The sequence below is a fragment of the Luteibacter sp. 9135 genome, assembly GCF_000745005.1.
In the GTDB taxonomy this organism is placed as follows: domain Bacteria; phylum Pseudomonadota; class Gammaproteobacteria; order Xanthomonadales; family Rhodanobacteraceae; genus Luteibacter.
The window spans coordinates 4,298,127-4,318,517 of the sequence record NZ_JQNB01000001.1 but is presented as its reverse complement, the minus strand read 5'-3'; the positions used below and the strand labels follow the sequence as shown (position 1 = coordinate 4,318,517).

The following is a 20,391-nucleotide window of genomic DNA, read 5'->3' as shown; positions in this document are numbered from 1 at the left end:
TCAGCGGGCGACCAGCGTCTGCACGGTGGCGACCACGTCGCCCACCGTACGCACGCTCTTGAAATCCTCGGGCTTGATCCGGGTGCCGGTCATGTCCTGCACCTGGATGGCCAGATCGATCGCGTCGATGCTGTCCAGCTCCAGATCGGTGAACAGGTTGGCCTCGGGCGTGACCTTGGCCGGATCGATCTCGAACGTTTCCTGCAGCACGGCGCGCAGCCGAACCAGGACGTCGTCGTAGGTGAGGGTGTCAGCTGGGATCGCGCTCATAGCTCGGTAAGTCCATTTCATCCCCGGACGGGCGATCCACCGACGGCTGGTGCCAGTCATGGATGCGCATCACCGAGGCGATGAAGGTGATCGAAAGTGTCGTGTCGTCGCCAGCCCTTGGGCGGCATCCCCTTGGCCCCAAAAGCGCCGTGTAGGCAAAGCCTTACAAGAACCCAGGGGCGCCAAAAGCATAACAGATCATAAGGCCAGGTAGGAGCCCACGATGTGGGCGAACCCTCACCTTCGGTCGAGGCGAAAGACGCCATGCGCCCCAAGGTCCAGGCGGTTCCGTGAGCCCAACGAAGTCACCCTGGCGGTCACACGTGTTCTTTTCGGGGTTTCGCCTTTCGCCCTGGCCAGCCTGAGGGCATCGCGGACATCGTCCGCTCCTACCCCAGCCGGCCCCGCGCCGCGCATCCCGGCCGGCGCTCCCCAACGAAAAAGCCGCCCGGTCGCCCGGGCGGCTCTTCATCACGTACGTCTCGCCGGGCTTACTGCCCGCGCATACGTCCCTGGAACCGCGGCGCACCGTTGCCCATGTGCGGAAGGCGGATCTTGCCGATGGCGCTGATGCGCTCCTCGGCCATGCGGTCCGCGGCCTTGTAGGTCGGGATGTTGTCACGGGCGGAGATCTCGAAGATCCGGCCCACGTTGTAGTAGATCGTGCGCATCATGCGCATGGCGCGCTCGCGGTTGTAGCCGTCGATCTCGAGCGAGACGTTCATCACGCCGCCTGCGTTCACGGCGTAATCCGGGGCGTAGACGATGCCGCGGCGGGCCAACTCGTCGCCGATCGCGTCCGTGGCAAGCTGATTGTTGGCCGCGCCGCAGATGATCTTCGCCTTGATCCGGTCGATGGTCTGCTCGTTGACCGTGCCGCCCAGGGCGCACGGGCTGTAGACGTCGGCGTCCACGTCGTAGATCTCGTCCAGGCCCACGGCCTCGCAGCCGAGTTCGTCGACGCAGCGTTGCACGGCATCCTTGTTGATGTCGGTGACGAACACCTTGGCGCCCTGCTCGCGCAGCAGCTTGATGAACTCGCTGCCCACATGACCGCAACCCTGCACGGCGTAGCTGTACTTGCCCACGTCCTCGTTGCCGTGCTTGGACTGCAGCGCGGCCATCAGGCCCTGCAGCGTGCCGAACGCGGTGAACGGCGAGGGATCGCCCGAGCCACCGTGGACTTGGTGCACGCCGGTGACGTACTCGGTTTCACGGTAGACGTATTCCATGTCGTTGACGTCGATGCCCACGTCCTCGGCGGTGATGTAGCGGCCGTTGAGCGAGTTGACGAAACGGCCGAACGCGCGGAACAGCGCCTCGGACTTGTCCTTGGAGGGATCGCCGATGATCACGGCCTTGCCGCCGCCCAGGTTCAGGCCGGCCACCGCGTTCTTGTACGTCATGCCGCGCGACAGGCGCAGCACGTCGTTCACGGCATCCTGCTCGGTCTTGTACGGCCACATGCGCAGGCCGCCGAGCGAGGGGCCCAGCACGGTGTTGTGGATCGCGATGATGGCCTTCAGGCCGGCGTCCTTGTTGTGGCAGAAGACGACTTCTTCGTGGCCCGTGTTGGCGATGGTTTCGAAAATCATCGAACGCAAACTCCAGTGGCAAGCGGCAGAGGGGCCGCTTCTAGGTGAATGACCGGCGATGGGGACCGCCGGTCGATAATGACCGTCCAAAAAAATCGCCCCGGCCTGCAAGGGCGGGGGCGATCTGTCGTGTCAGGCGCCTAGTTTAAACCCTTGCGCCGGTTCGTGTAGGTGCGGCGCAGCAGACGGTCTCAGTGATGCCAGTGGGGGTCGCGCACCCAGGTTTCGCGCTCGACGCGCCAGCCGCGGCCGTAGGGATGCCAGACCGGCGGGTGGTAGACGTAGCCGGGGCGTTGCGCGGCCCAGCGACCACCCACCCAGACGTAGCGGCCGCCATACCAGTTCCAGTAACCGGGGGCCCAGACGTAGCCCACCCGAGGCGGCGGCATGCGTTCGAAGCGCGGCGGCGGCGGACGGTCGGTGACGGTCACGCTGACGTATTCGCGCGCCGCAGCGGGTGCGGTGTAGCTTGCCGCGCCGAAGGTGAGGCCAAGGGCGGCCAGGGTGGCGAGCAGGGGCGTGGGGCGCTTCATGGACAGTCTCCTTCGTGACGCTCCGCGGTTGCGGATTCGAGTGCCAGAACGTCGGCGTGCCGATGCCGGTTGACCCTTGCCTCCGGTGCGTTCAGGTTCGTGAAATCGCCGCGCTGCGGGAACCTTGTTCCCCGCGAGCGCTCGAATTCCCGCATGCTTGCCTTTTCCTCCATCGACCCGCCGAGTCCATGAAGCCTCCCCGTCGGTTCAGCGCGCGCACCGTCGCCACCCTGCTTGGCATCCGCCTCGCCTATAGGCTGGGCAGCCGGTTCGCGCCCGGTCGCACGGTGGCGCACGCCACGCGCATTTTCCAGACGCCGCTGGCCAGCAGCCGCCAGCGGGCGGTACATGCCGTGGCGACGACATCCGCCTCCCGCAGCACGTTGTCCCTGGACGGGGAGTCCATCGAGACCTACGTCTGGGGCGATCCGTCCACGCAGCCTTACATCCTGCTTGTCCATGGCTGGTCCAGCCTCGGCCTGCGTTGGGAGACATGGGCACCCCAGCTGCTTGCCCAGGGTTGGGCGGCTGTGGCGTTCGACCAGCCGGCGCACGGCCAAAGCGGCGGCGAACTGTGCACCCTGCCGGATTTCGTTCGCACCCTGACCGCCGTGGCCCGGTATTTCGGGGATCCGGAAGGCGTAGTCGCCCATTCCCTTGGTGGCGCCGCCGCGACGCTGGCACTGGAGCGTGGCTGGACGACGAAGCGCGTGGTACTGATCGCGCCCGCCGCCGATCCGGAAGCCGCCACCGCGCGATTCGCCCGCTTCGTGCGGCTGGGCCAGCACCTGCGCCCGTCCATGCACGACGCCCTGGCGCGGCGCACGGGTATCGCCATCGAGGCCCTGCACATCGCGCACCATGGTCCGCAACGGACACAGCCCCTGCTGGTGGTGCACGACGAGACCGACCGTGACGTGCCGGTCGCCGAGGGTGAACTGTATGCCCGCCTCTGGCCCGGCGCGACCTTGCTGAAGACGCACGGCCTCGGGCACCGCCGCATCGTCGATGACGCAGGCGTCATGACGGCGGCGATACGCTTTCTCGCGGGCGCGGTGCCTTGTTGACCCGCCTATCCAGCCCCCTTTCCAGGAGCGAGCCATGACGACCACCTGCGCGGTGTGTGGATCGGAGCACGACCCGGAAGCACTCGAACTGGGCTATCGCCGCCCGGATGCCGTACTGGAACTCGACGAGGCCACCCGCGCCGCCAGCGTGTTCGAGAACGACGACCTCTGCGTGATCGACGCGCGTCGTTTCTTCGTCCGCTCCACGTTGCCGTTACCGTTGACGGGGCGCAACGACCGCTACCAGATCGGCGTGTGGGTGGAAGTATCCCCGGCCGACTTCGACCGCATCGGCAAGCTGTGGACCGACCCCGCGCAGGCCGTGGAGCCACCGATGTCGGCCACCCTGGCGAACGAGGTGCGCCATCATCCGCACAGCCTCGGCCAGGCTTTGTTGCTACAGCTGATGGGACCGACCACGCGGCCGCAGGTGTTCGTGCTCGACCCGACGTTCTCGCTGGGCAGCGAACAGCGCCACGGTATTACTTCTCATCGCGCCAGCGAGTACTCCGCGGGACTCAAGCCGGCCTGAGCGGGGCGATGCGCGGCAGTATCGCTGCACTGCGTCAGAGGTCCGGAGGGCGCCGGGGCTAGAATCGACCGGTTCCCTCCCCAGACGTCGCGTTCCCCGGAGTTTCCATGAGCTCGCAGCCCAAGCCTATCCCCGCCAGCCATACCGACGCGGAGGGAACGCCGCTGCGTTTCGTCACGGCGGCCAGCCTGTTCGACGGCCACGACGCCGCGATCAACATCATGCGACGGATCATCCAGAGCCAGGGCGCCGAGGTGATCCACCTGGGCCACAACCGCTCGGTGGAAGACGTGGTGCGCGCCGCCTTGCAGGAAGACGCCGATGCCATCGCGCTGTCGTCGTACCAGGGTGGCCACGTGGAGTACTTCAAGTACATGGTCGACATGCTGCGCGAGCGCGGCGCCGGCCATGTGCGCGTGTTTGGCGGTGGCGGGGGCACCATCACGCCGGAGGAGATCCGCGAACTGCAGGCGTATGGCGTGGAGCGCATCTACCACCCCAATGACGGCATGAAGCTCGGCCTCACCGAGATGATCGAGGACGTGATGACGCGCACGCGCAACGCCACGCGCGAACGCACCGTCACCACGCCGGAAGCTACCTCGGTGGACGACGAGATTTCCATCGGTGCCATGCTGTCCGCCATCGAGGAAGACCAGCTTCCCGAGGCGGAGCTGGCGCGCGTGCGCAAGGCCTGGCAACTGGCCGGCGGCAAGACGCCGGTGCTCGGCCTTACCGGCACCGGTGGCGCGGGCAAGTCGTCGGTCGTGGACGAGCTGTTGCTGCGTTTCCTGCATGCGTTCCCGGACATGCGCATCGCCGTGCTGGCGGTGGATCCCACGCGTCGCCGCAGCGGCGGTGCGCTGCTGGGCGATCGCATCCGCATGAACTCGCTGCGCAGTCCGCGCGTCTACATGCGCTCGATGGCCACGCGCCGGCAGCACGCCGCCACGTCCATCGTGCTGCACGACTGCATCGATTTTCTGAAATCGCAGGCGTATGACCTGGTGATCGTGGAAACCGCCGGCATCGGCCAGAGCGATTCGGAAATCGTCGACCTGGTCGATTTCCCGGTCTACGTGATGACCAGCGAATACGGCGCGGCCAGCCAGCTCGAGAAGATCGACATGCTGGATTTCGCCGAGCTGGTGGTGCTGAACAAGTACGACAAGCGCGGCGCCGAAGACGCCCTGCGCGACGTGCGCAAGCAGTGGAAGCGCAACCGCACCGCCTTCCAGATGGCCGATGAGAACGTGCCGGTGTATCCCACCATCGCCAGCCAGTTCAACGACCCGGGCGTCACCTGGATGTTCGACAACCTGTGCCGGCTGCTGCGCGAGAAGCTGGCGCTGCCGGGCACGAACTGGACACCCGTGGTGGATACCACCCTGCGCGAGCCACGCGCCACGGTGCTGATCCCCGGCAACCGCGTGCGTTACCTCGCGGAAATCGCCGAGCAGGGGCGCGGCGTGAACCACGGCATCGCGAAGCAGGCCGAGGCGGCGAGCAAGGCGCAGCACTATTACGAATCGCTCAAGGATATCGGTGACGACGCGCTGCCGCGGGCGTTCGACCTCTACGACCATGCTGCACTCACCGTCGAAGGCGATCGCTCGCTGGTCACGCTCCGCCAGCGTTACAACGAGACCGTGCGCGAACTCACCAGCGAGGCCATCCACCTGTTGCGGGAATGGCCGTCACGCTTCGCCGCGGTCACCGCGGAGTTCAACGAGTACCAGGTGCGTGACAAGGTGATCCGCGTCGAGAACTACCGCGAGTCGCTCAGCCACCAGAAGATCCCCAAGGTGTCGCCGCCGAAGACGAAGGACTGGGGCGAGCTGCTGTCGTTCCTGATGCGGGAGAACCTGCCCGGTCACTATCCTTATACGGGCGGCGTCTTCCCGTATCGTCGTGCGGGGGAGGATCCCACCCGCATGTTCGCGGGCGAGGGCACGCCGGAACGCACCAACCGTCGTTTCCATTACCTGTCGCTGGGCGGTGCCGCCGCGCGGCTGTCCACGGCCTTCGATTCGGTCACGCTGTACGGCGAAGACCCCGCGCCGCGGCCGGACATCTACGGCAAGATCGGCAACTCCGGCGTGTCCATCGCCACGCTGGACGACATGAAGAAGCTGTATTCGGGCTTCGACCTCTCGGCGCCATCCACGTCTGTGTCGATGACGATCAACGGACCCGCGCCGATCATCCTCGCGATGTTCATGAACACCGCGATCGACCAGAACATCGAGAAGTACCTCAACGAGGACGCCTCACGCTGGGATGCCGCCAACGCGCATATCGCGCGCCTGTACCCGGACGGCAACCGCCCGACGTACCACGGCGACCTGCCAGAGGGTAACGACGGGCTGGGCCTGGCGCTGCTCGGCGTTTCCGGCGAAGAGGTGGTAGATGCAGAGACCTATGCGCGCATCAAGGCCTGGACCCTGGCCAACGTGCGCGGCACGGTGCAGGCGGACATCCTCAAGGAAGACCAGGCCCAGAACACCTGCATCTTCAGCACGGAGTTCGCCCTGCGCATGATGGGCGACATCCAGCAGTATTTCGTCGACCACAAGGTGCGCAATTTCTACTCGGTGTCGATCTCGGGTTATCACATCGCCGAAGCCGGCGCCAACCCGATCAGCCAGCTGGCCTTTACCCTGTCCAACGGCTTCACCATCGTGGAGTACTACCTCGCCCGCGGGATGAAGATCGACGACTTCGCACCCAACCTGTCGTTCTTCTTCTCCAACGGCATGGACCCGGAATACACGGTGATCGGCCGCGTGGCCCGCCGCATCTGGGCGCGCGCGATGCGTGATCGTTACGGTGCCACCGCGCGCAGCCAGATGCTGAAGTATCACATCCAGACCTCCGGCCGATCGCTGCACGCGCAGGAGATCCAGTTCAACGATATCCGCACCACATTGCAGGCGCTGTACGCGTTGTTCGACAACTGCAACAGCCTGCACACGAATGCCTATGACGAGGCGATCACCACGCCTACCGAGGAAAGCGTGCGTCGCGCCGTGGCGATCCAGCTCATCATCAACCGCGAGCTGGGCCTCAACTTCAACGAAAATCCGTGGCAGGGCAGCTACGTAGTCGACGAACTGACCGACCTGGTGGAAGAGGCGGTGTACAAGGAGTTCGAGGCGATCAGCGAGCGCGGCGGCGTGCTGGGCGCCATGGACACCATGTACCAGCGCGGCAAGATCCAGGAAGAGTCGATGTACTACGAGCACCGCAAGCACGACGGCTCGCTGCCGCTGATCGGTGTCAACACCTTCCTGCCCAAGGACCATGGCGGCGAGATCGCCACCGAGATCGAGCTGATCCGCTCCACGGAAGAAGAAAAGGGCCAGCAGATCGACAACGTGCTGCTCTACGGCAAGGCGCGCAATGATCTGGCCCCGGAGAGCCTGGTGACGTTGCAGAAGACAGCGCGCGACCGGCGTAACGTGTTCGAGCAGCTGATGGACGCGGTGAAGAACAACTCCCTCGGCCAGATCAGCCACGCGCTGTACGACGTGGGTGGCGAGTACCGCCGCAACATGTAAGCGGCGCTGCGGCCACGTGCCGCGGCAGGTGCTCGTATGAACCCGGCGAGGCTTGGTCTCGTCGGGTCCATGCCGCTAAGCTGGTGCGACACGTCCAGGGAAGTCACGCATGCAACGGATGGTCATCGCCGCGGGTTTGACGATTTTCGCGATCATGGCGCCGAGAACGCAGGCCACGCAGGCCACGCAGGTCGCGCAAGACACGCAGGTTGCGCACGTCACGCTCGTCGTGCAGCCGCCCCAGGTGGCTCCGCATAGCGACAGCTTTACGCTGGTTGCCAAGGCCCCCGCCGAAACGCGCCACATCAACGTTTACACGCCTCCCGGCTACGACGCGTCGAAAGACCGCTACCCCGTCCTCTACATGCCCGATGGCGGGTTGCAGGAAGATTTCCCGCACGTGGCTGCCACCCTCGACGAAGGCATCCGGGCAGGGGAGATCCGGCCGGTGATCCTGGTCGGCATCGAGAACACCGAACGGCGTCGCGACATGACCGGGCCTACCACGGTGGCAGAGGACAAGAAGATCGCCCCACACGTGGGCGGTTCGGCCGCGTTCCGGGCCTTCATCGCACGGCAGTTGGTGACGGAGATCGGCCGACGTTACCGTGTGGATGGGCACCGCGGCATCATCGGCGAATCGCTGGCGGGGCTGTTTTCGGTGGAAAGCCTGCTGCGCGAGCCCGCGCTGTTCGACACGGTGATCGCGATCAGTCCCAGCCTCTGGTGGAACGACGCGGCGCTGGTGCGCGAGGCACCTGCGCTGCTCGCCGCGATGCCCGCCGCGCCGCGGCGTCTGTTCCTCACCTCTGCCGACGAGGACAACATCGGTCCGCACGTCGCTCAGCTGGATCGCATGCTGGCCGTCGCATCGCCTGCCGGCCTCACATGGACGTACGTGCCCCGCCCGGACCAGCACCACGACACCATTTATCGAGCCTCCGAGCACTACGCACTACGCTGGGCATATCCCCCGCTGAAGCCTGCGGCCGTCGTGCCTGGCCGATGAAGGAAAGCGTGAAGCGTGAGATGCCGCGGTAATGGTGGAATACCGGCATCCTTCCATGGTAACTCGTGTAGTTGCCACCGCTGGATTCACCCTGCAACCTTGAACCATCGCCCCCATCCGTAGTCCCATGGGGACAGATTTTGTCGTGGGAGCGGTACATTGAGCAGTCAGTCGTCGGGTTCGAAGTGGATTGCCGGGGTGTTGATCCTTGCCATCATTGCGGTGGCCGGTGTGTTCTTTTGGCGGGAGAAACAGGCGCGCGACGCCGCCACGCCCGCTCCCGCGGCTGCGTCGTCGGTTGCTGGCGCGACGTCCACGGCGTTGAACGAACCGGCGCTTCCCCAACACCCCATCGGCCCCGCCACGGGTTCCACGGCCGCGCTGCCCAGCCTGGACCAGAGCGACGATGCGGTGCTGTCGGGCCTGCTGGCCTTGACCAACGACGATGCTCTGAAGTCCCTGCTCAAGTCCGATGCCATCGTCTCGCGCATGGTCTCGACCATCGACGCGCTACCGAAACGCACCGTGGGCATGAACGTGTTGCCGCTGCATACGCCGGCCGGCCGCTTCCAGGTGGTGTCGGACGACGGAAGCTTCGTCGCTTCGAAGAAAAATGCGGAGCGCTACGCGACCTACATGTACGTCGCCGACCGCATCAGCCCCAAGGCCGCGGCCGCCTGGTACAAGCACAACTACCCGCTGTTCCAGCAGGCCTATCGTGACCTGGGCACCGGCGGCTATTTCAACGACCGGCTGGTGCAGGTGATCGACGACCTGCTGGCCGCGCCTGAGCCGCAGGGCAACCTGCAGCTGCTGCCGGAGAAAGAGGGTTACCTCTACGCCAACCCCGCCATCGAGCAGCTCTCGGCCGGGCAGCGGTTCATGATCCGCGTGGGGCCGATCAACGAGGCGAAGCTGAAAGCGAAGCTGCGTGCGTTGCGGCAGGAAGTGGTCAAGCCGGACGCGGCCTCGTCCGGGTCCGAGGCGCCTACGGCGTCTTCTGCGAAGGATCCCGCACCGGCACGCTGATGTTGCACAGGTCGATCTTCCCCGCTGGTCGCGTATAGAAATCGTCCTTGCGATGGCGCTTGGCCTCGATCAGCGCGGCGAAAGTGGTGCTGTCCGTCCGCAGCACCTGTATCGGCGTGTGCTCGCTTCGGACACGTCGGAGGCCACGCGCACGCTCTTGCCCGTCACGCACTGCACGGGCTTGTCGTCGAAGCCGATGGGTTCGCCGCCACGCGGGTAGATCGTCTCCTGCCGTGCCTTAGCGACACGCAGGGCAATCTGACGATCGGCCATGCACTCCTCCAAACACACCGAGGTCTCGAAACAAAATACCGGTAAGGAGACCCGCGGTGCGTACAAGCAAACCTGCCTAATAGTTAGATTGTCGCGACTTCAAACAGGCCGACGGCGGCAGGCAGGTCGTTAACCTATGTGATCAGCCCTGCAATATGCGGCCCTGCAAAACCGCCCACGGCGAGCATTGATTCTGCAAATAGCAAACGAGGGCATTCGCGCAAAGTCAGCTCTCTCGGCTTCGTTTGACGTCAAGGTTGATCTTGGCATCCAATCCTATGCCATAAGAAGAGAGAGTTTTTCCATCTTCGAGCACTCCTTTTCCGCCCGGTAACAACAGGCGCTGTCGATCCGTCGGTAGGCCTTCCTTATCAGCGATTTTGGATTTGACTTCGTCGACGGTCGTGTCTGGTTCTACTTCCAAAGCGAGTTGTTTTCCGCTCAGCATGTTGATGAAAATCTGCATGACATTCCCTTTTTCCTATCCGATCAAAGCCGCGGACGGTCGGCTGCTAAAGGACACGAAAACCACCATGGCAACATGGCCGAAAGCAACCCAAATCTAGTCGCGCGCCGATTAATCGCCTCAAAATCACCCAGGTGGCACGGCAGGAGATTTCCAAAGGCTTGATTCGACTTGCGTTAGTCCTTGGGTTTCGCCAGGTCGAGCCGGGAGAAGGTCTTTATTAGGTAGTGGCCGCCGTCTTCGATGGTATCGGTCATGGCTTGCCTGACGGATTCCGCGACGGCACACCGATGTTGCAGAGGTCGATCTTCCCGGCCGGACGGGTGTAGAAAGCGTCCTTGCGGTTGCGCTTGGCCTCGACGAGCGCGGCGAACGTCGTGCTGTCGGTCCGCAGGACCTGGATTGAAGTGCGCTCCGCTACTGGTACATCGGCAGCAAGGCGCACTTGCTTGATCGTGACCCGCTGTTCGGGCTTGTCGTAGAAGCCCATCGGCTCGCCGCCGCGTGGGTACGCGGCGAGCAGGTCCATGCCCTTGATGACCTTGCCGGCCACCGCGAGATTGCGGTCCAGGTTGCGCGGGGCTTGGCCGATGATGGCGTAGAGCGAGCTGCCGTTGCCGGTGTCCGCGCCGATGTCGCGGGCCACGCCCACGGTGCCGTAGCAGTGTGCGATCCATGCCTCGCCCTTGTCGCGGGCCACGGGGAAACCGTCGGAGAAACCGACCTCGGGGGCGTACACGTCGCCATCCGGCAACCGGGTGAACGGGTAGGGCTTGCCGCCCTTGCGCGTGAACTCCGGCGGCAGGGTCTCCTTCGCCGTGCCGAGAGATTTCGCTTTCTTCTTGTCGTCGCCGTCGGGGTCGCCCCATTGGGTGACGAAATTGTCCTGGACGCGGATCACCTGGGTGCCGTCGAAATAGTGCTCGCGGATCAGCGTGCGGATATTGGCCGCATGCAGCGGCGACCAGTCCGGTGCCAGTTCGATCACCACGCGGCCCTGCGGCAGGTCCATGTAGACCAGGTTCTGCGGATCCGGCGTGCGCCATTCGGCCGGAGCTGCCTTGGCGAGCAGTTCCTTCGGTGTCGGTGTGTGCGGCTTGGCAGGCGCGTCGGCGGCCATCGCGGAAGCGGGGAGGGCGCAGGCAAGGGCGAGCGCGAGGCAGGTACGAGCGAGCATGAAACCCCCGGAAGAAAATGGCGAACGCCGTGAAAGTAGCAGAGCACGCCGCCTTCGGGGCGCCTCCCAGGTCGGACATCGCCGCACATAGGCCGATAGTCATGCCCAACCTTTTGCGATCGCCAGGCATCCTATCCGCAGAATGTCACGATCCTCCGGACCCCCCATGCATCGTCGCCTCGCCCTGTTCGCCGTGCTTTTCCTCGTTTCGGCGGTCGCCCGGGCCGAGGTGGTCATCGATGGCCACATCGACCCCGCCGAGTGGGCGAGCGCGCGGCGCATCGCGGATTTTCGCGACACCCAGCCCATGACCGGCAAGCCCGGCAGCCAGCCGACCGAGGCCTGGGTGATGTCCACGCCGAAAGGGCTGGCCGTGGCCATCCGCGTCACCCAGTCGGCCGACGTGCCTCGCTCGCGGCAACAGACCCGCCGCGACGAAGACGCCATGGTCGATCGGATCAACGTCATGGTGGACTTCGATGCGGATGGACGCGTCGGCTACGACTTCGAGGTGAAGTCCATGGGCGGCGTGGCCGACGAGGTCATCACCAACGAATCCGACTTCAGCTATGACTGGGACGGTCGCTGGGACCACGCGGTCAGCGAGGATGCCGAAGGCTACTCCGTCGAGTTGCTGATTCCCTGGTACATCGCACCCATGCGCAAGGCCGATGGCGAGACGCGCACCATCGGCCTGTACATCGACCGGGTGATCGCCGCCACCGGCGAACGGATGGCGTGGCCGGCGGTCGCCTTCGATCGCGGGCGTTTCCTCTCGCGCTTCGAGCGCGTGGAGGTGCCGGCGTACTCGCAGTCGCTGGTGGCCGTGACACCCTATCTCGTCGGCAAGGTGGATCGCGCGCACGGCAGCACGTCGTTCGAACAGGGCGCGGACATCCTCTGGAAACCGAACGGGCAAACCCAGCTCACCGCCACGATCAACCCGGATTTCGGCCAGGTGGAAAGCGACGACCTGGTGGTGAACTTTTCGCCGCAGGAAACCTTCTTCACCGACAAGCGCCCCTTCTTTACCGAAAGCCAGGGCATCTTCGACTTCAGCCTGCTCGACGACGATTCGCAACTGCTCTACACGCGGCGCGTCGGCGGCGCGGCGGACGACGGCCACGGCGCCGCCGACATCGCGGCGGCGGTGAAGGTCAACGGCAGCGTCGGCTCGACCAGCTACGGCATCCTCACGGCGCAAGAGAAAGGCGACGACGGCCGCACGTTCGGCGCGTTCCGGCTGTTGCAGAACGCCGGCACGCAATCCTTCGGCCTGCTGGCCACGCGGGTGAACCATCCCTACCTGGACCGCGACGCCAATGTGCTGGGCCTGGATCACCGCTGGCAGCCCAACGAGAGCTTCACCCTCACCAGCAACGTGGTGGGTAGCAAGATCGACCAGCCACGCAACGACAGCGCCGGGCTGGGTGCCACCGGCATCGCGTTCTGGGAAATGAGCGACGTGTGGAGCCAGCAGTGGCTGGGCATGTACTTCGGCCGGCGGCTGGACATCGACGACTTCGGCTACCTGCCGCGCAACGATATGCGCTACCTGCACTGGGAGGTGCGGCAGCGCGAAACCGACCTGCCGGCCGACTCGGCCTACGCATCGCATGTGTGGCGGTATCGCGTGTCGGCGCAGACCAACACCGAGGGCCTCATCGTGCGCCGTCGCTTCCGTGTCCAGCGGAACAGCCAGCGGCGCGACGGCGGTCAGGAGATGTGGCGGCTGGACGCCCTCACGGCGGCCTACGACGACCTGCTCACGCGCGGCGGCAACAAGCAGCGCACGCCGCCCACGGCCAAGCTCAGCTACGACCGTACGCATCCGCGCGTCGGCCGCTGGGCCTGGGAAGCCGAGGGTTTCATCGGCGGCAACGCGCTCACCGGTTACCACCGCTTGGGCGGCTACTTCAAGTTCACGCCTACCTATTTCATCACCGACGCCTTCAGTGTGTTTGCCGGGGCCAGCTACGAATGGGACCCGAACTGGCTGATCTGGCAGCACGACAACCTGGTGGGCGCCTACGACGGACGCACGGTGGGCCTGGACGGCGGGCTCAACTGGAACCTGGGCAACAAGCAGGAACTGCGGGTGAAGATGCAGACCCTCGCCGTGGGCGCCACGCTGCGTCGCCGTCTCGAGATCACGCCCTCGGGCGCCGCGGTCGATACCGACCAGCCGATCGACGGCCTGGGTGTGGCCAACCTGGGCTTCCAGATCCGCTACCGCTACGAAATAGCGCCCTTGTCCAACCTCTATGTGGTCTACAACCGCGGTGGCTACACCGACGACGTCGACGACGATGTTCAATCCCAGTTCCGGCGCAGTTTCTCCCTGAAGGACGTGCAGGAAGGCCTGGTCAAGGTGGCCTACCGTATGGAGTTCTGAGCGGCCCTACCGCTTCATCTTCACATGCGCTGTGGCATGGGTTAGCCATGTCCAAGCCCTCGAAAACACCGCAGCCCAATCCCGTGCCCGGCCGCACCATCGGTGAGCACGGCATCGTCGGCAACCTCGACACCACGGCACTGGTCGCCAGCGACGGCACCATCGATTTCATGTGCTGGCCGCACATGGACAGCCCCACCGTGTTCGCCGGTTTGCTCGATCCGGACAAGGGTGGAGAGTTCACGGTGACGCCGGACCTGGTCGATGCGAGCACCATGCAGCTCTACGTGCCCGAGACCAACGTGCTCATTACTCGCTGGATGAGCGAAGCGGGCAGCGTCGAACTCACCGATTTCATGCCCCACCCCGAGACGCGGCCGCGCGTGGCCGCCTGCGTGATGCGATGCATCCGCGTGCCGCGGGGCAGGGTGCGTATCCGCGTGCGCTGCCGCCCGCGGCTGGATTACGCACGGCGTGTACCGGCGGTGGAGGAGTACGGCGACAGCGTGGTCTTCCACGACGGGCCGCAGTCCCTGCGCCTGGCGTCGAAGGTGCCGCTGATGATCGAGGAGGGCGAGGGCGCCGCGCACGCCGAGTTCGAACTCAACCCCGGCGAGGAAGTGTGGTTCACCCTCGGCGACGAGGCGCACGATCCGCCCGACGAAACGGAGTGCCGTGCCGCCTGCGAGGATACCGCCGAGGCCTGGCGCCGCTGGACGCGTCGGTCGACCTATCGCGGTCGCTGGCGCGAGCGTGTCGAGCGCTCCGCGCTGGTGCTGAAACTGCTCACCTCGCATACGCATGGTTCGGTGGCCGCCGCCGCGACCTTCGGCCTGCCCGAGGCTACCGGGCAAGGGCGCAACTGGGATTATCGCGCCACCTGGATACGCGATGCCTCGTTCACGGTGTACGCGTTCATGCGCCTGGGCTACATCGACGAAGCGGAGCACTTCCGTCGCTGGACGGAAGCCAGGCTGATGGACCTGGACGAGGACACCGCACTGCGCATCATGTATGCCATCGACGGCACCGAAGCAGCGGAGGAAGACACGCTGGACCACCTGGCCGGCTACGCCGGGTCACGCCCCGTGCGTATCGGAAACGGGGCGCGCACGCAGACCCAGCTGGATATCTTCGGCGAGTTGATGGACAGCCTGTACCTGGCCAACAAGTACGGCCGCGCGATCAGCCACACCGGCTGGCTGCACGTGGTGCGCATGGTCGATCACGTCAGTCGCCACTGGCAGGACCCCGACGAAGGCATCTGGGAGATCCGCGGCGGCCAGCAGCATTTCCTGCATTCCCGGTTGATGTGCTGGGTGGCCCTGGACCGGGCCGTCCGGCTGGCGGGCAAGCGCTCGCTGCCGGGTCCGGCGGTGGAGTGGGCCGCCGTGCGCGACCGCATCGCCGACGACATCTGGACGAACTTCCGTCACCCCGAGTACGGTTACTTCGTGCAGACGCAAGGCGGTACGGATCTGGATGCCGCGCTGCTGATGATGCCGCTGGTGCGCTTCGTCTCCGCCACCGATCCGGTCTGGCTGGCCACGCTGGATGCGATCCACGACCAGCTGGCCGACGACGGCATGATGTTCCGTTATCGCAACGAGGACGGCCTGGAGGGCGGGGAGGGTGCCTTTACCACGTGCACGTTCTGGTATGTGGAATGCCTGGCGCGCGCCGGTCGCCTGACCGAGGCGCGCGAGATCATGGCGCGCGGCGTGCTTTACGCGAACCACCTCGGCCTGTTCTCCGAGGAACTGAGCCTGCGTGCCGCACTGCTAGGCAACTTCCCTCAAGCGCTGACGCATCTGGCCTTCATCAGCGCCGCGTTCTACCTCGACCGTCAGCTGAGCCATCCCGACGGGCAGGTGTGGCAGCCCTAGACCAGATGCAGGTCGGTGGGTTTCGCCTCGGGAAACACCCGGTTGATGTCCGCCTGGGATAACCCGTACATGCGCTGCATCAGGCCACCGAGCAGGTCGCGATAGTTGTTGAGCACCGGGTAGTCGCGGTTCTGTAGCAGGTTCTTCGCATCCACCGCGACCTGCTGCCCGGCGATGCGACCGCCGTTCACCTTGCCGCCCATCACCCAGTACGTGGTGCCGTGACCGTGGTCGGTACCCTTGTTGCCGTTCTCGCGGAAGGTGCGGCCGAATTCGGACACGACCACCACGACGGTGTTGTTCCATTCCGCCTCGCCCAGGCCATCGGCGAACGCCGCCAGTCCCTGGCCGAGGTTGTCGAGGTTGCTGGCCAGCTGGCCGTCCGCCCCGCCCTGGTTGACGTGGGTGTCCCAGCCGCCCACATCGACGAAACCGAGGCGGAAGCGATCGCGCATCAGGGTAGCCATGCGCTGGCCCTGCTGGGCGAAGCCGCGCGCGTTCACCGCCCCGCGGCTGGCGGCAACCATCTCGGTCTGCAGATCCTTCGCGACCTGCTGGCGCAGTTGCAGGCCGTCGGTGGCCGCGGCCTGTAGCGTGGTGCCCTGGTACATGTCGGCAAGGATCTTCGACTGCCGGTCATCGAACACAGCCTTTTCGCCGCCTTTCAGCGAGATGTTGGGCACATCGCCCGCACCGCGGAACGTCAGCGGCAGCGCGTCGGTGAAGGCGATCGGCGGCACGCCGCGCAATACCGACGATAGCCGGCCCATGAAGCCCGAGCCGTAGTCGCGGCTGTTGCCGGAGGCGCCGACCTCGATGTTGTCCTGGGTCTCGAAGTGGCTGCGCGAGAGGTCGTCCGTGCCCGCAAAGGGGACGAAGGCCAGCTGCCGTTTGTCCCACAGCGGGCCCATGCTGGCGGCCACCGCCGGTGCCAGGCCCCAGTTTTCATCCAGGACGCGCACCGATTTCGGATCGCCGGGCGTGGGTCGGGCCAGCGCGATGTTCTTGCGCGATTCGTAGTAGAAATCGCTGGAATAAGGCACCAGCAGGTTGTTGGCGTCGTAGCCGCCACGCAGGAACACCAGCAGGAAGCGTGGTGAGCCGGCGGGCGCGGCGAATACCTGTCCGCCCAGGGTCAGTGCGGGCACGGTGGCGGCGAGGGTGAGCAGGAACTGGCGGCGATCCATGGGAAGCCTCAGTGGTAATTGAAGTCGGGGGAGGACAGCAGGAAGGTGTTCCATTCCTGTTGCGACGTGGCCTGGGCCAGCGCGTCGCGCGTCTTCGGGCTCAGCCACGGCTCGATGGTGGCGTAGTAGGTGGGCGTGGTCAGCTGCGGAAAACCACCGCCCTGCACCTTGCCGCTGTCGTCCACATCGAACAGGTGGTTGGCGCCGCTACCGATGGAGCGGGCTATCTCGAAGCGCTTGGCCACCTGGCCGGAACTGGACCACTCGGTATCGGCGGTGGGCCAGCCGTCAGGCGTGATACGGCCGAACGGCGCCTGGCCGAGCTGGTTGATCCAGTTCACCAGCGGGCGGGGATTGCTCACGGGTTTGCCGTCGTAGGCCAGCCGCATGGTCGACACCAGGAACTGGGTCGGGTCCTTGTAGCGCTTGCCCAGCGAGGCGGTGAACTCCTTCGATTCGAGCATCGTCTGCATTACCGCCGAGATGTCGCCGTCGGTACGGTGGAAGGTCCTGGCCATGGCCGCGACCAGTGACGGCGGCGGGTTGTCTGAGACGAAGTACTTGGCCAGCTTGGTGGACACGAACGTCGCGCATGCCGGCTGGCTGACGATCAGGTCGACCGCTTTCTCCACCTCGTCCATGCCGCCGCCTGCCAGGGTCTGCCCGAGCAAATGCTGGTCGCTGAAATCGTGGCGGTTCGGGTTGAATTCGAACAGGCCGTCCTTGACGTAGTACGCCTGCCAAGCCGGGCGGATCTTCCGCGGCTGCCCGTCGTTGTCGATGCCCACGCCGGTGAGCACGTGGGCCAGGTTCTGCACATCGTCCTGCGTGTAGCCGGAGCCTACGCCCAGCGTATGCAGTTCCATCAGTTCGCGCGCGTAGTTCTCGTTGATCCTGTCGCGCGCGTTCTGTGCGTTGTCCAGGTATTCCAGCATGGCCGGGCTGCGCAGCGTGGCCATGACCAGGTCGCGGAACTTGCCGAGCGCATGCGGGCGGATGGTGTCTTCTTCGTAGCTGGCCACCAGCCAGCGCACGCGGTCCTTGGCCTGGAACACGCTGAAGTGGTTCAGCCAGAACCAGACCATCTGTTCGCGTAGCTGGTTCTCGTCGTACACCGCGCGCAGCAGTTCGATCGCCTGCGCCTGCTCGGCGTACTGGCTGCCTTCCTTCTGCACCGCCTTTTTCGCTTCCGTCTTGGCGTCGCCGTCGGGCATCGCCTTGATGTACTGGTAACGCTGGCGCAGCTGCGCCATGCGCAGGGGTAGCGGTGCCTTCATCACGTCATAGGCGGCGATTTGCGCACGTACCGCCTCAGGCAGGCCTTGGGACGTGGGGTGCAATTGTTCGTCGAGGAAACGGCGCCTGCCCAGTTCGCGGTAGCGCGCCACGGTGGCCGAATCCACGCCGAAGGTGACGCGATTCAGCCACGCCACGTCGTCTCTGGAAAGCGGCGCATCCCGCGCGGCGGCGGGCAGGGCGGTCAGGGCCAGCAGGGTAGCGATAGCGAGCGATCGCATGGAACCTCCGTTCTCGGTGCGTGCAACACCTTAGAACGGCGACCCTTTCAGGGGGTTTACGCATGAATGCCGCAAGAACATGCAGCATTCATGGGTCGGTTCAGATTTCGCTTTCGTCCGGATCGACGAACTCGATCGCGGCCTCGCGCGTTCCGGCAGTCTCTTCGGCCACGCTTCGCACTTCTTCGCCGACCTTGGCGTTCGGTACCTCGACCTCGAGCACGTACGTACGCGACGAGACATCGTCGGACAACTCACTGGAGCTGGAATCGTCCCGAACGCCCATCATCAGGTCGTCGATTTCCTCGACCCGCTCGACCCGGTCGATGCCATGGATGGCGTTCATCACGTCGTCGAAGATATCGCGGTCGCCGGTGATACGGAGCTGGATAAGGGGCATGGGCTGGTCCTCGGAGCAAAGAGCCCCGATGCTGCGGCGATCGATGTATGCCCCGGGTGTACGGCCCGCTACCATGGCGGTTTTCCGGTGGCGTGCGGCGCATGAGCAAGACCTACGACCAGGCCTATTTCGACAAGTGGTACCGCAGCGCGGAGCACGCCGTGCGCTCCCCCGCCGAACTGACCCGCAAGGTGTCGATGGTGCTGGGCCAGGCGGAGTTCTATCTGGGCCGGCCGGTGCGCAACGTGCTGGACGTGGGCTGCGGCGAGGCGCCCTGGCGCGCCGTGCTGCGCCGGTTGCGCCCGGGCATCGCCTACCGTGGCCTGGAAGCCAGCGAATACGCCGTGGCGCGCTACGGCCGCTCCCGGCAGATCGGGCTGGCCCGTTTCGGCCAGCTGGCCGAGCTGCGCTTCGACACCCGCTTCGACCTGGTCGTGTGCACCGACGTACTGCACTACCTCAAGCCGGCGGAGATCCGTGCCGGGCTTACCGGCATCGGCGAGATGACCGAAGGCCTGGCCTTCCTCGAGGTGTACACGCGGGAAGACGATCCCGGCGGCGATCGCGTGGGCTTCCACGGCCGGCCGGCCCGGTTCTATCGCGAGGCGTTCAACGCCGTGGGCCTGATCCCGGTGGGGTCACAGTGCTACGCCAGCCCGCGGCTGGCGCGGCACGTGGCCGCGCTGGAGACCTGCTAACCCGCTGCGGTGGCCGAAAACCACGCCATCACGGCCAGGCCGTTGTTGGCCGCGTGGGCCACATAGGCGGGCCAGATCGAGCCGCTGCGCACGCGCAACCACCCGCAGAACACGCCCACCAGGATCAGGTTGGGCACGGCATACCAGAGCCAGCCCAGGTCGGGCAGGTGTACGGCGCCGAAGATCACGCTGGATATCGCGATGGCCCAGCCGTCGCCCAGGCGGACGCGCAGGCGGGCCAGCAGGGCGCCACGGAACAGCACCTCTTCGACCAGCGGCCCGACCAGGACGGCAACAGGCACCAGGGCCATGCGCATGCCCAGGTGCGCTTTATCGGCGATCTCGGTGACGGTCTGCGAGACCGCGCGATCGCCCGCCAGCCACTGGGTGAGCAGCCCGCCGAGGATGGCGGCGGCGATGCCCAGCCCGGCGCCGATGGCGATGAACTGGCCGTCTGGCTCGCGAAAACCGAGGCCGAGGGCGTCGCCGGATCGTGCCAGCGGACCCCAGCGGCGCAGCACGCCGTGCACGACCAGCCAGGTGGACAGCGCCACGGTCGCCATCACCACCAGGATGATGCGGTCCGGCGCATCCGGCATGGCGTCCGGAAACCAGCGGGCGAGCAGGTCGGTGCCGAGCTTGAACCCCACGCCGAAGCCCACTTGCAGGGCGAAGTAGGCCAGGATCGTGAGAATCGCCTCCACCAGCCCGGGCGCGCGGACAGGGGCGGCGACCGGGACGGGCGGAGGGGTGGCGAGGGGCAGGTCGTGAGGCATGCGGCACCCTAGCGGAGGCCC

Annotated in this window: 18 protein-coding genes; 8 read left to right on the top strand and 10 right to left on the bottom strand. The window is 65.7% G+C overall.

The genetic code is table 11. The features are described 5' to 3' along the window. The 3 genes from FA89_RS18380 to FA89_RS18370 form a co-directional block, all read right to left on the bottom strand. Positions 1 to 270, bottom strand: coding sequence for an acyl carrier protein (locus FA89_RS18380; RefSeq protein ID WP_036143061.1), 270 nt, complete (start codon positions 268 to 270; stop codon positions 1 to 3). A 491-nt stretch (positions 271 to 761) separates the two neighbouring features. Further along, positions 762 to 1,865: a Glu/Leu/Phe/Val dehydrogenase dimerization domain-containing protein gene (locus tag FA89_RS18375; RefSeq protein WP_036143059.1), complete on the bottom strand. Its 1,104-nt coding sequence runs from the start codon at positions 1,863 to 1,865 to the stop codon at positions 762 to 764. A 191-nt stretch (positions 1,866 to 2,056) separates the two neighbouring features. Next, the gene (locus FA89_RS18370; protein ID WP_051938962.1) at positions 2,057 to 2,398 is read right to left on the bottom strand and encodes a YXWGXW repeat-containing protein; all 342 of its coding nucleotides are present in this window, start codon (positions 2,396 to 2,398) and stop codon (positions 2,057 to 2,059) included. Positions 2,399 to 2,586: 188 nt separating this feature from the next. On the opposite strand from FA89_RS18370, the gene FA89_RS18365 reads away from it, so the two are divergent. The 5 genes from FA89_RS18365 (at position 2,587) to FA89_RS18345 (ending at position 9,595) form a co-directional block, all read left to right on the top strand. Then, a complete protein-coding gene (locus tag FA89_RS18365; RefSeq protein ID WP_051938960.1) occupies positions 2,587 to 3,465 on the top strand; it encodes an alpha/beta hydrolase in 879 nt (292 codons plus the stop codon). A 34-nt stretch (positions 3,466 to 3,499) separates the two neighbouring features. Then, positions 3,500 to 3,997, top strand: a complete 498-nt coding sequence (locus FA89_RS18360) for a DUF2199 domain-containing protein (RefSeq protein ID WP_036143057.1) — start codon at positions 3,500 to 3,502, stop codon at positions 3,995 to 3,997. Between the two features lie 107 nt (positions 3,998 to 4,104). Next, a complete protein-coding gene (locus FA89_RS18355; protein WP_036143055.1) occupies positions 4,105 to 7,557 on the top strand; it encodes a methylmalonyl-CoA mutase family protein in 3,453 nt (1,150 codons plus the stop codon). A gap of 109 nt (positions 7,558 to 7,666) precedes the next feature. Continuing rightward, positions 7,667 to 8,566 carry an alpha/beta hydrolase gene (locus FA89_RS18350; protein WP_081916754.1) on the top strand — a complete coding sequence of 300 codons (900 nt, stop codon included), beginning with the start codon at positions 7,667 to 7,669 and terminating at the stop codon, positions 8,564 to 8,566. Between the two features lie 159 nt (positions 8,567 to 8,725). After that, on the top strand, positions 8,726 to 9,595 hold the full coding sequence (locus tag FA89_RS18345) for a DUF3014 domain-containing protein (RefSeq protein ID WP_221174344.1): 870 nt from the start codon (positions 8,726 to 8,728) through the stop codon (positions 9,593 to 9,595). 69 nt (positions 9,596 to 9,664) lie between these two features. Here the strand turns inward: FA89_RS18345 and FA89_RS20750 are convergent, their stop codons facing one another. The 3 genes from FA89_RS20750 to FA89_RS18340 all read right to left on the bottom strand — a co-directional run bounded on the left by FA89_RS20750 (position 9,665) and on the right by FA89_RS18340 (position 11,511). Next, a complete protein-coding gene (locus tag FA89_RS20750; RefSeq protein WP_051938956.1) occupies positions 9,665 to 9,868 on the bottom strand; it encodes a hypothetical protein in 204 nt (67 codons plus the stop codon). 226 nt (positions 9,869 to 10,094) lie between these two features. Continuing rightward, positions 10,095 to 10,334, bottom strand: coding sequence for a ubiquitin-like protein (locus FA89_RS19945; RefSeq protein WP_081916753.1), 240 nt, complete (start codon positions 10,332 to 10,334; stop codon positions 10,095 to 10,097). Between the two features lie 253 nt (positions 10,335 to 10,587). After that, positions 10,588 to 11,511 carry a peptidylprolyl isomerase gene (locus FA89_RS18340; protein ID WP_036143054.1) on the bottom strand — a complete coding sequence of 308 codons (924 nt, stop codon included), beginning with the start codon at positions 11,509 to 11,511 and terminating at the stop codon, positions 10,588 to 10,590. A 166-nt stretch (positions 11,512 to 11,677) separates the two neighbouring features. On the opposite strand from FA89_RS18340, the gene FA89_RS18335 reads away from it, so the two are divergent. After that, the gene (locus FA89_RS18335; RefSeq protein WP_036143052.1) at positions 11,678 to 13,906 is read left to right on the top strand and encodes a DUF5916 domain-containing protein; all 2,229 of its coding nucleotides are present in this window, start codon (positions 11,678 to 11,680) and stop codon (positions 13,904 to 13,906) included. Positions 13,907 to 13,953: 47 nt separating this feature from the next. After that, positions 13,954 to 15,792: a glycoside hydrolase family 15 protein gene (locus FA89_RS18330; RefSeq protein WP_051938954.1), complete on the top strand. Its 1,839-nt coding sequence runs from the start codon at positions 13,954 to 13,956 to the stop codon at positions 15,790 to 15,792. On the opposite strand, the gene FA89_RS18325 is transcribed toward FA89_RS18330, so the two are convergent. The 3 genes from FA89_RS18325 to FA89_RS18315 form a co-directional block, all read right to left on the bottom strand. Continuing rightward, on the bottom strand, positions 15,789 to 16,979 hold the full coding sequence (locus FA89_RS18325) for a DUF1501 domain-containing protein (protein ID WP_036143050.1): 1,191 nt from the start codon (positions 16,977 to 16,979) through the stop codon (positions 15,789 to 15,791). The genes FA89_RS18330 and FA89_RS18325 overlap by 4 nt on opposite strands. Positions 16,980 to 16,987: 8 nt before the next feature. Then, positions 16,988 to 18,496 carry a DUF1800 domain-containing protein gene (locus FA89_RS18320; protein ID WP_036143048.1) on the bottom strand — a complete coding sequence of 503 codons (1,509 nt, stop codon included), beginning with the start codon at positions 18,494 to 18,496 and terminating at the stop codon, positions 16,988 to 16,990. A gap of 100 nt (positions 18,497 to 18,596) precedes the next feature. Next, entirely contained in the window at positions 18,597 to 18,896 is a 300-nt protein-coding gene (locus FA89_RS18315) for a hypothetical protein (protein ID WP_036143046.1), read from the bottom strand. Positions 18,897 to 18,997: 101 nt separating this feature from the next. Here FA89_RS18315 and FA89_RS18310 point away from each other — a divergent pair, with 101 nt between their 5' ends. After that, on the top strand, positions 18,998 to 19,594 hold the full coding sequence (locus FA89_RS18310) for a class I SAM-dependent methyltransferase (RefSeq protein ID WP_036143044.1): 597 nt from the start codon (positions 18,998 to 19,000) through the stop codon (positions 19,592 to 19,594). Here FA89_RS18310 and FA89_RS18305 read toward each other — a convergent pair. Then, positions 19,591 to 20,370: a CPBP family intramembrane glutamic endopeptidase gene (locus FA89_RS18305; RefSeq protein WP_036143043.1), complete on the bottom strand. Its 780-nt coding sequence runs from the start codon at positions 20,368 to 20,370 to the stop codon at positions 19,591 to 19,593. The genes FA89_RS18310 and FA89_RS18305 overlap by 4 nt on opposite strands. Positions 20,371 to 20,391 lie beyond the last annotated feature (21 nt).

Bases quoted from the DNA above. Each gene is read 5' to 3' on its own strand.
- FA89_RS18380 (WP_036143061.1), bottom strand. From the start codon at position 270: ATGAGCGCGATCCCAGCTGACACCCTCACCTACGACGACGTCCTGGTT.
- FA89_RS18375 (WP_036143059.1), bottom strand. From the start codon at position 1,865: ATGATTTTCGAAACCATCGCCAACACGGGCCACGAAGAAGTCGTCTTC.
- FA89_RS18370 (WP_051938962.1), bottom strand. From the start codon at position 2,398: ATGAAGCGCCCCACGCCCCTGCTCGCCACCCTGGCCGCCCTTGGCCTC.
- FA89_RS18365 (WP_051938960.1), top strand. From the start codon at position 2,587: ATGAAGCCTCCCCGTCGGTTCAGCGCGCGCACCGTCGCCACCCTGCTT.
- FA89_RS18360 (WP_036143057.1), top strand. From the start codon at position 3,500: ATGACGACCACCTGCGCGGTGTGTGGATCGGAGCACGACCCGGAAGCA.
- FA89_RS18355 (WP_036143055.1), top strand. From the start codon at position 4,105: ATGAGCTCGCAGCCCAAGCCTATCCCCGCCAGCCATACCGACGCGGAG.
- FA89_RS18350 (WP_081916754.1), top strand. From the start codon at position 7,667: ATGCAACGGATGGTCATCGCCGCGGGTTTGACGATTTTCGCGATCATG.
- FA89_RS20750 (WP_051938956.1), bottom strand. From the start codon at position 9,868: ATGGCCGATCGTCAGATTGCCCTGCGTGTCGCTAAGGCACGGCAGGAG.
- FA89_RS19945 (WP_081916753.1), bottom strand. From the start codon at position 10,334: ATGCAGATTTTCATCAACATGCTGAGCGGAAAACAACTCGCTTTGGAA.
- FA89_RS18340 (WP_036143054.1), bottom strand. From the start codon at position 11,511: ATGCTCGCTCGTACCTGCCTCGCGCTCGCCCTTGCCTGCGCCCTCCCC.
- FA89_RS18335 (WP_036143052.1), top strand. From the start codon at position 11,678: ATGCATCGTCGCCTCGCCCTGTTCGCCGTGCTTTTCCTCGTTTCGGCG.
- FA89_RS18330 (WP_051938954.1), top strand. From the start codon at position 13,954: ATGTCCAAGCCCTCGAAAACACCGCAGCCCAATCCCGTGCCCGGCCGC.
- FA89_RS18325 (WP_036143050.1), bottom strand. From the start codon at position 16,979: ATGGATCGCCGCCAGTTCCTGCTCACCCTCGCCGCCACCGTGCCCGCA.
- FA89_RS18320 (WP_036143048.1), bottom strand. From the start codon at position 18,496: ATGCGATCGCTCGCTATCGCTACCCTGCTGGCCCTGACCGCCCTGCCC.
- FA89_RS18315 (WP_036143046.1), bottom strand. From the start codon at position 18,896: ATGCCCCTTATCCAGCTCCGTATCACCGGCGACCGCGATATCTTCGAC.
- FA89_RS18310 (WP_036143044.1), top strand. From the start codon at position 18,998: ATGAGCAAGACCTACGACCAGGCCTATTTCGACAAGTGGTACCGCAGC.
- FA89_RS18305 (WP_036143043.1), bottom strand. From the start codon at position 20,370: ATGCCTCACGACCTGCCCCTCGCCACCCCTCCGCCCGTCCCGGTCGCC.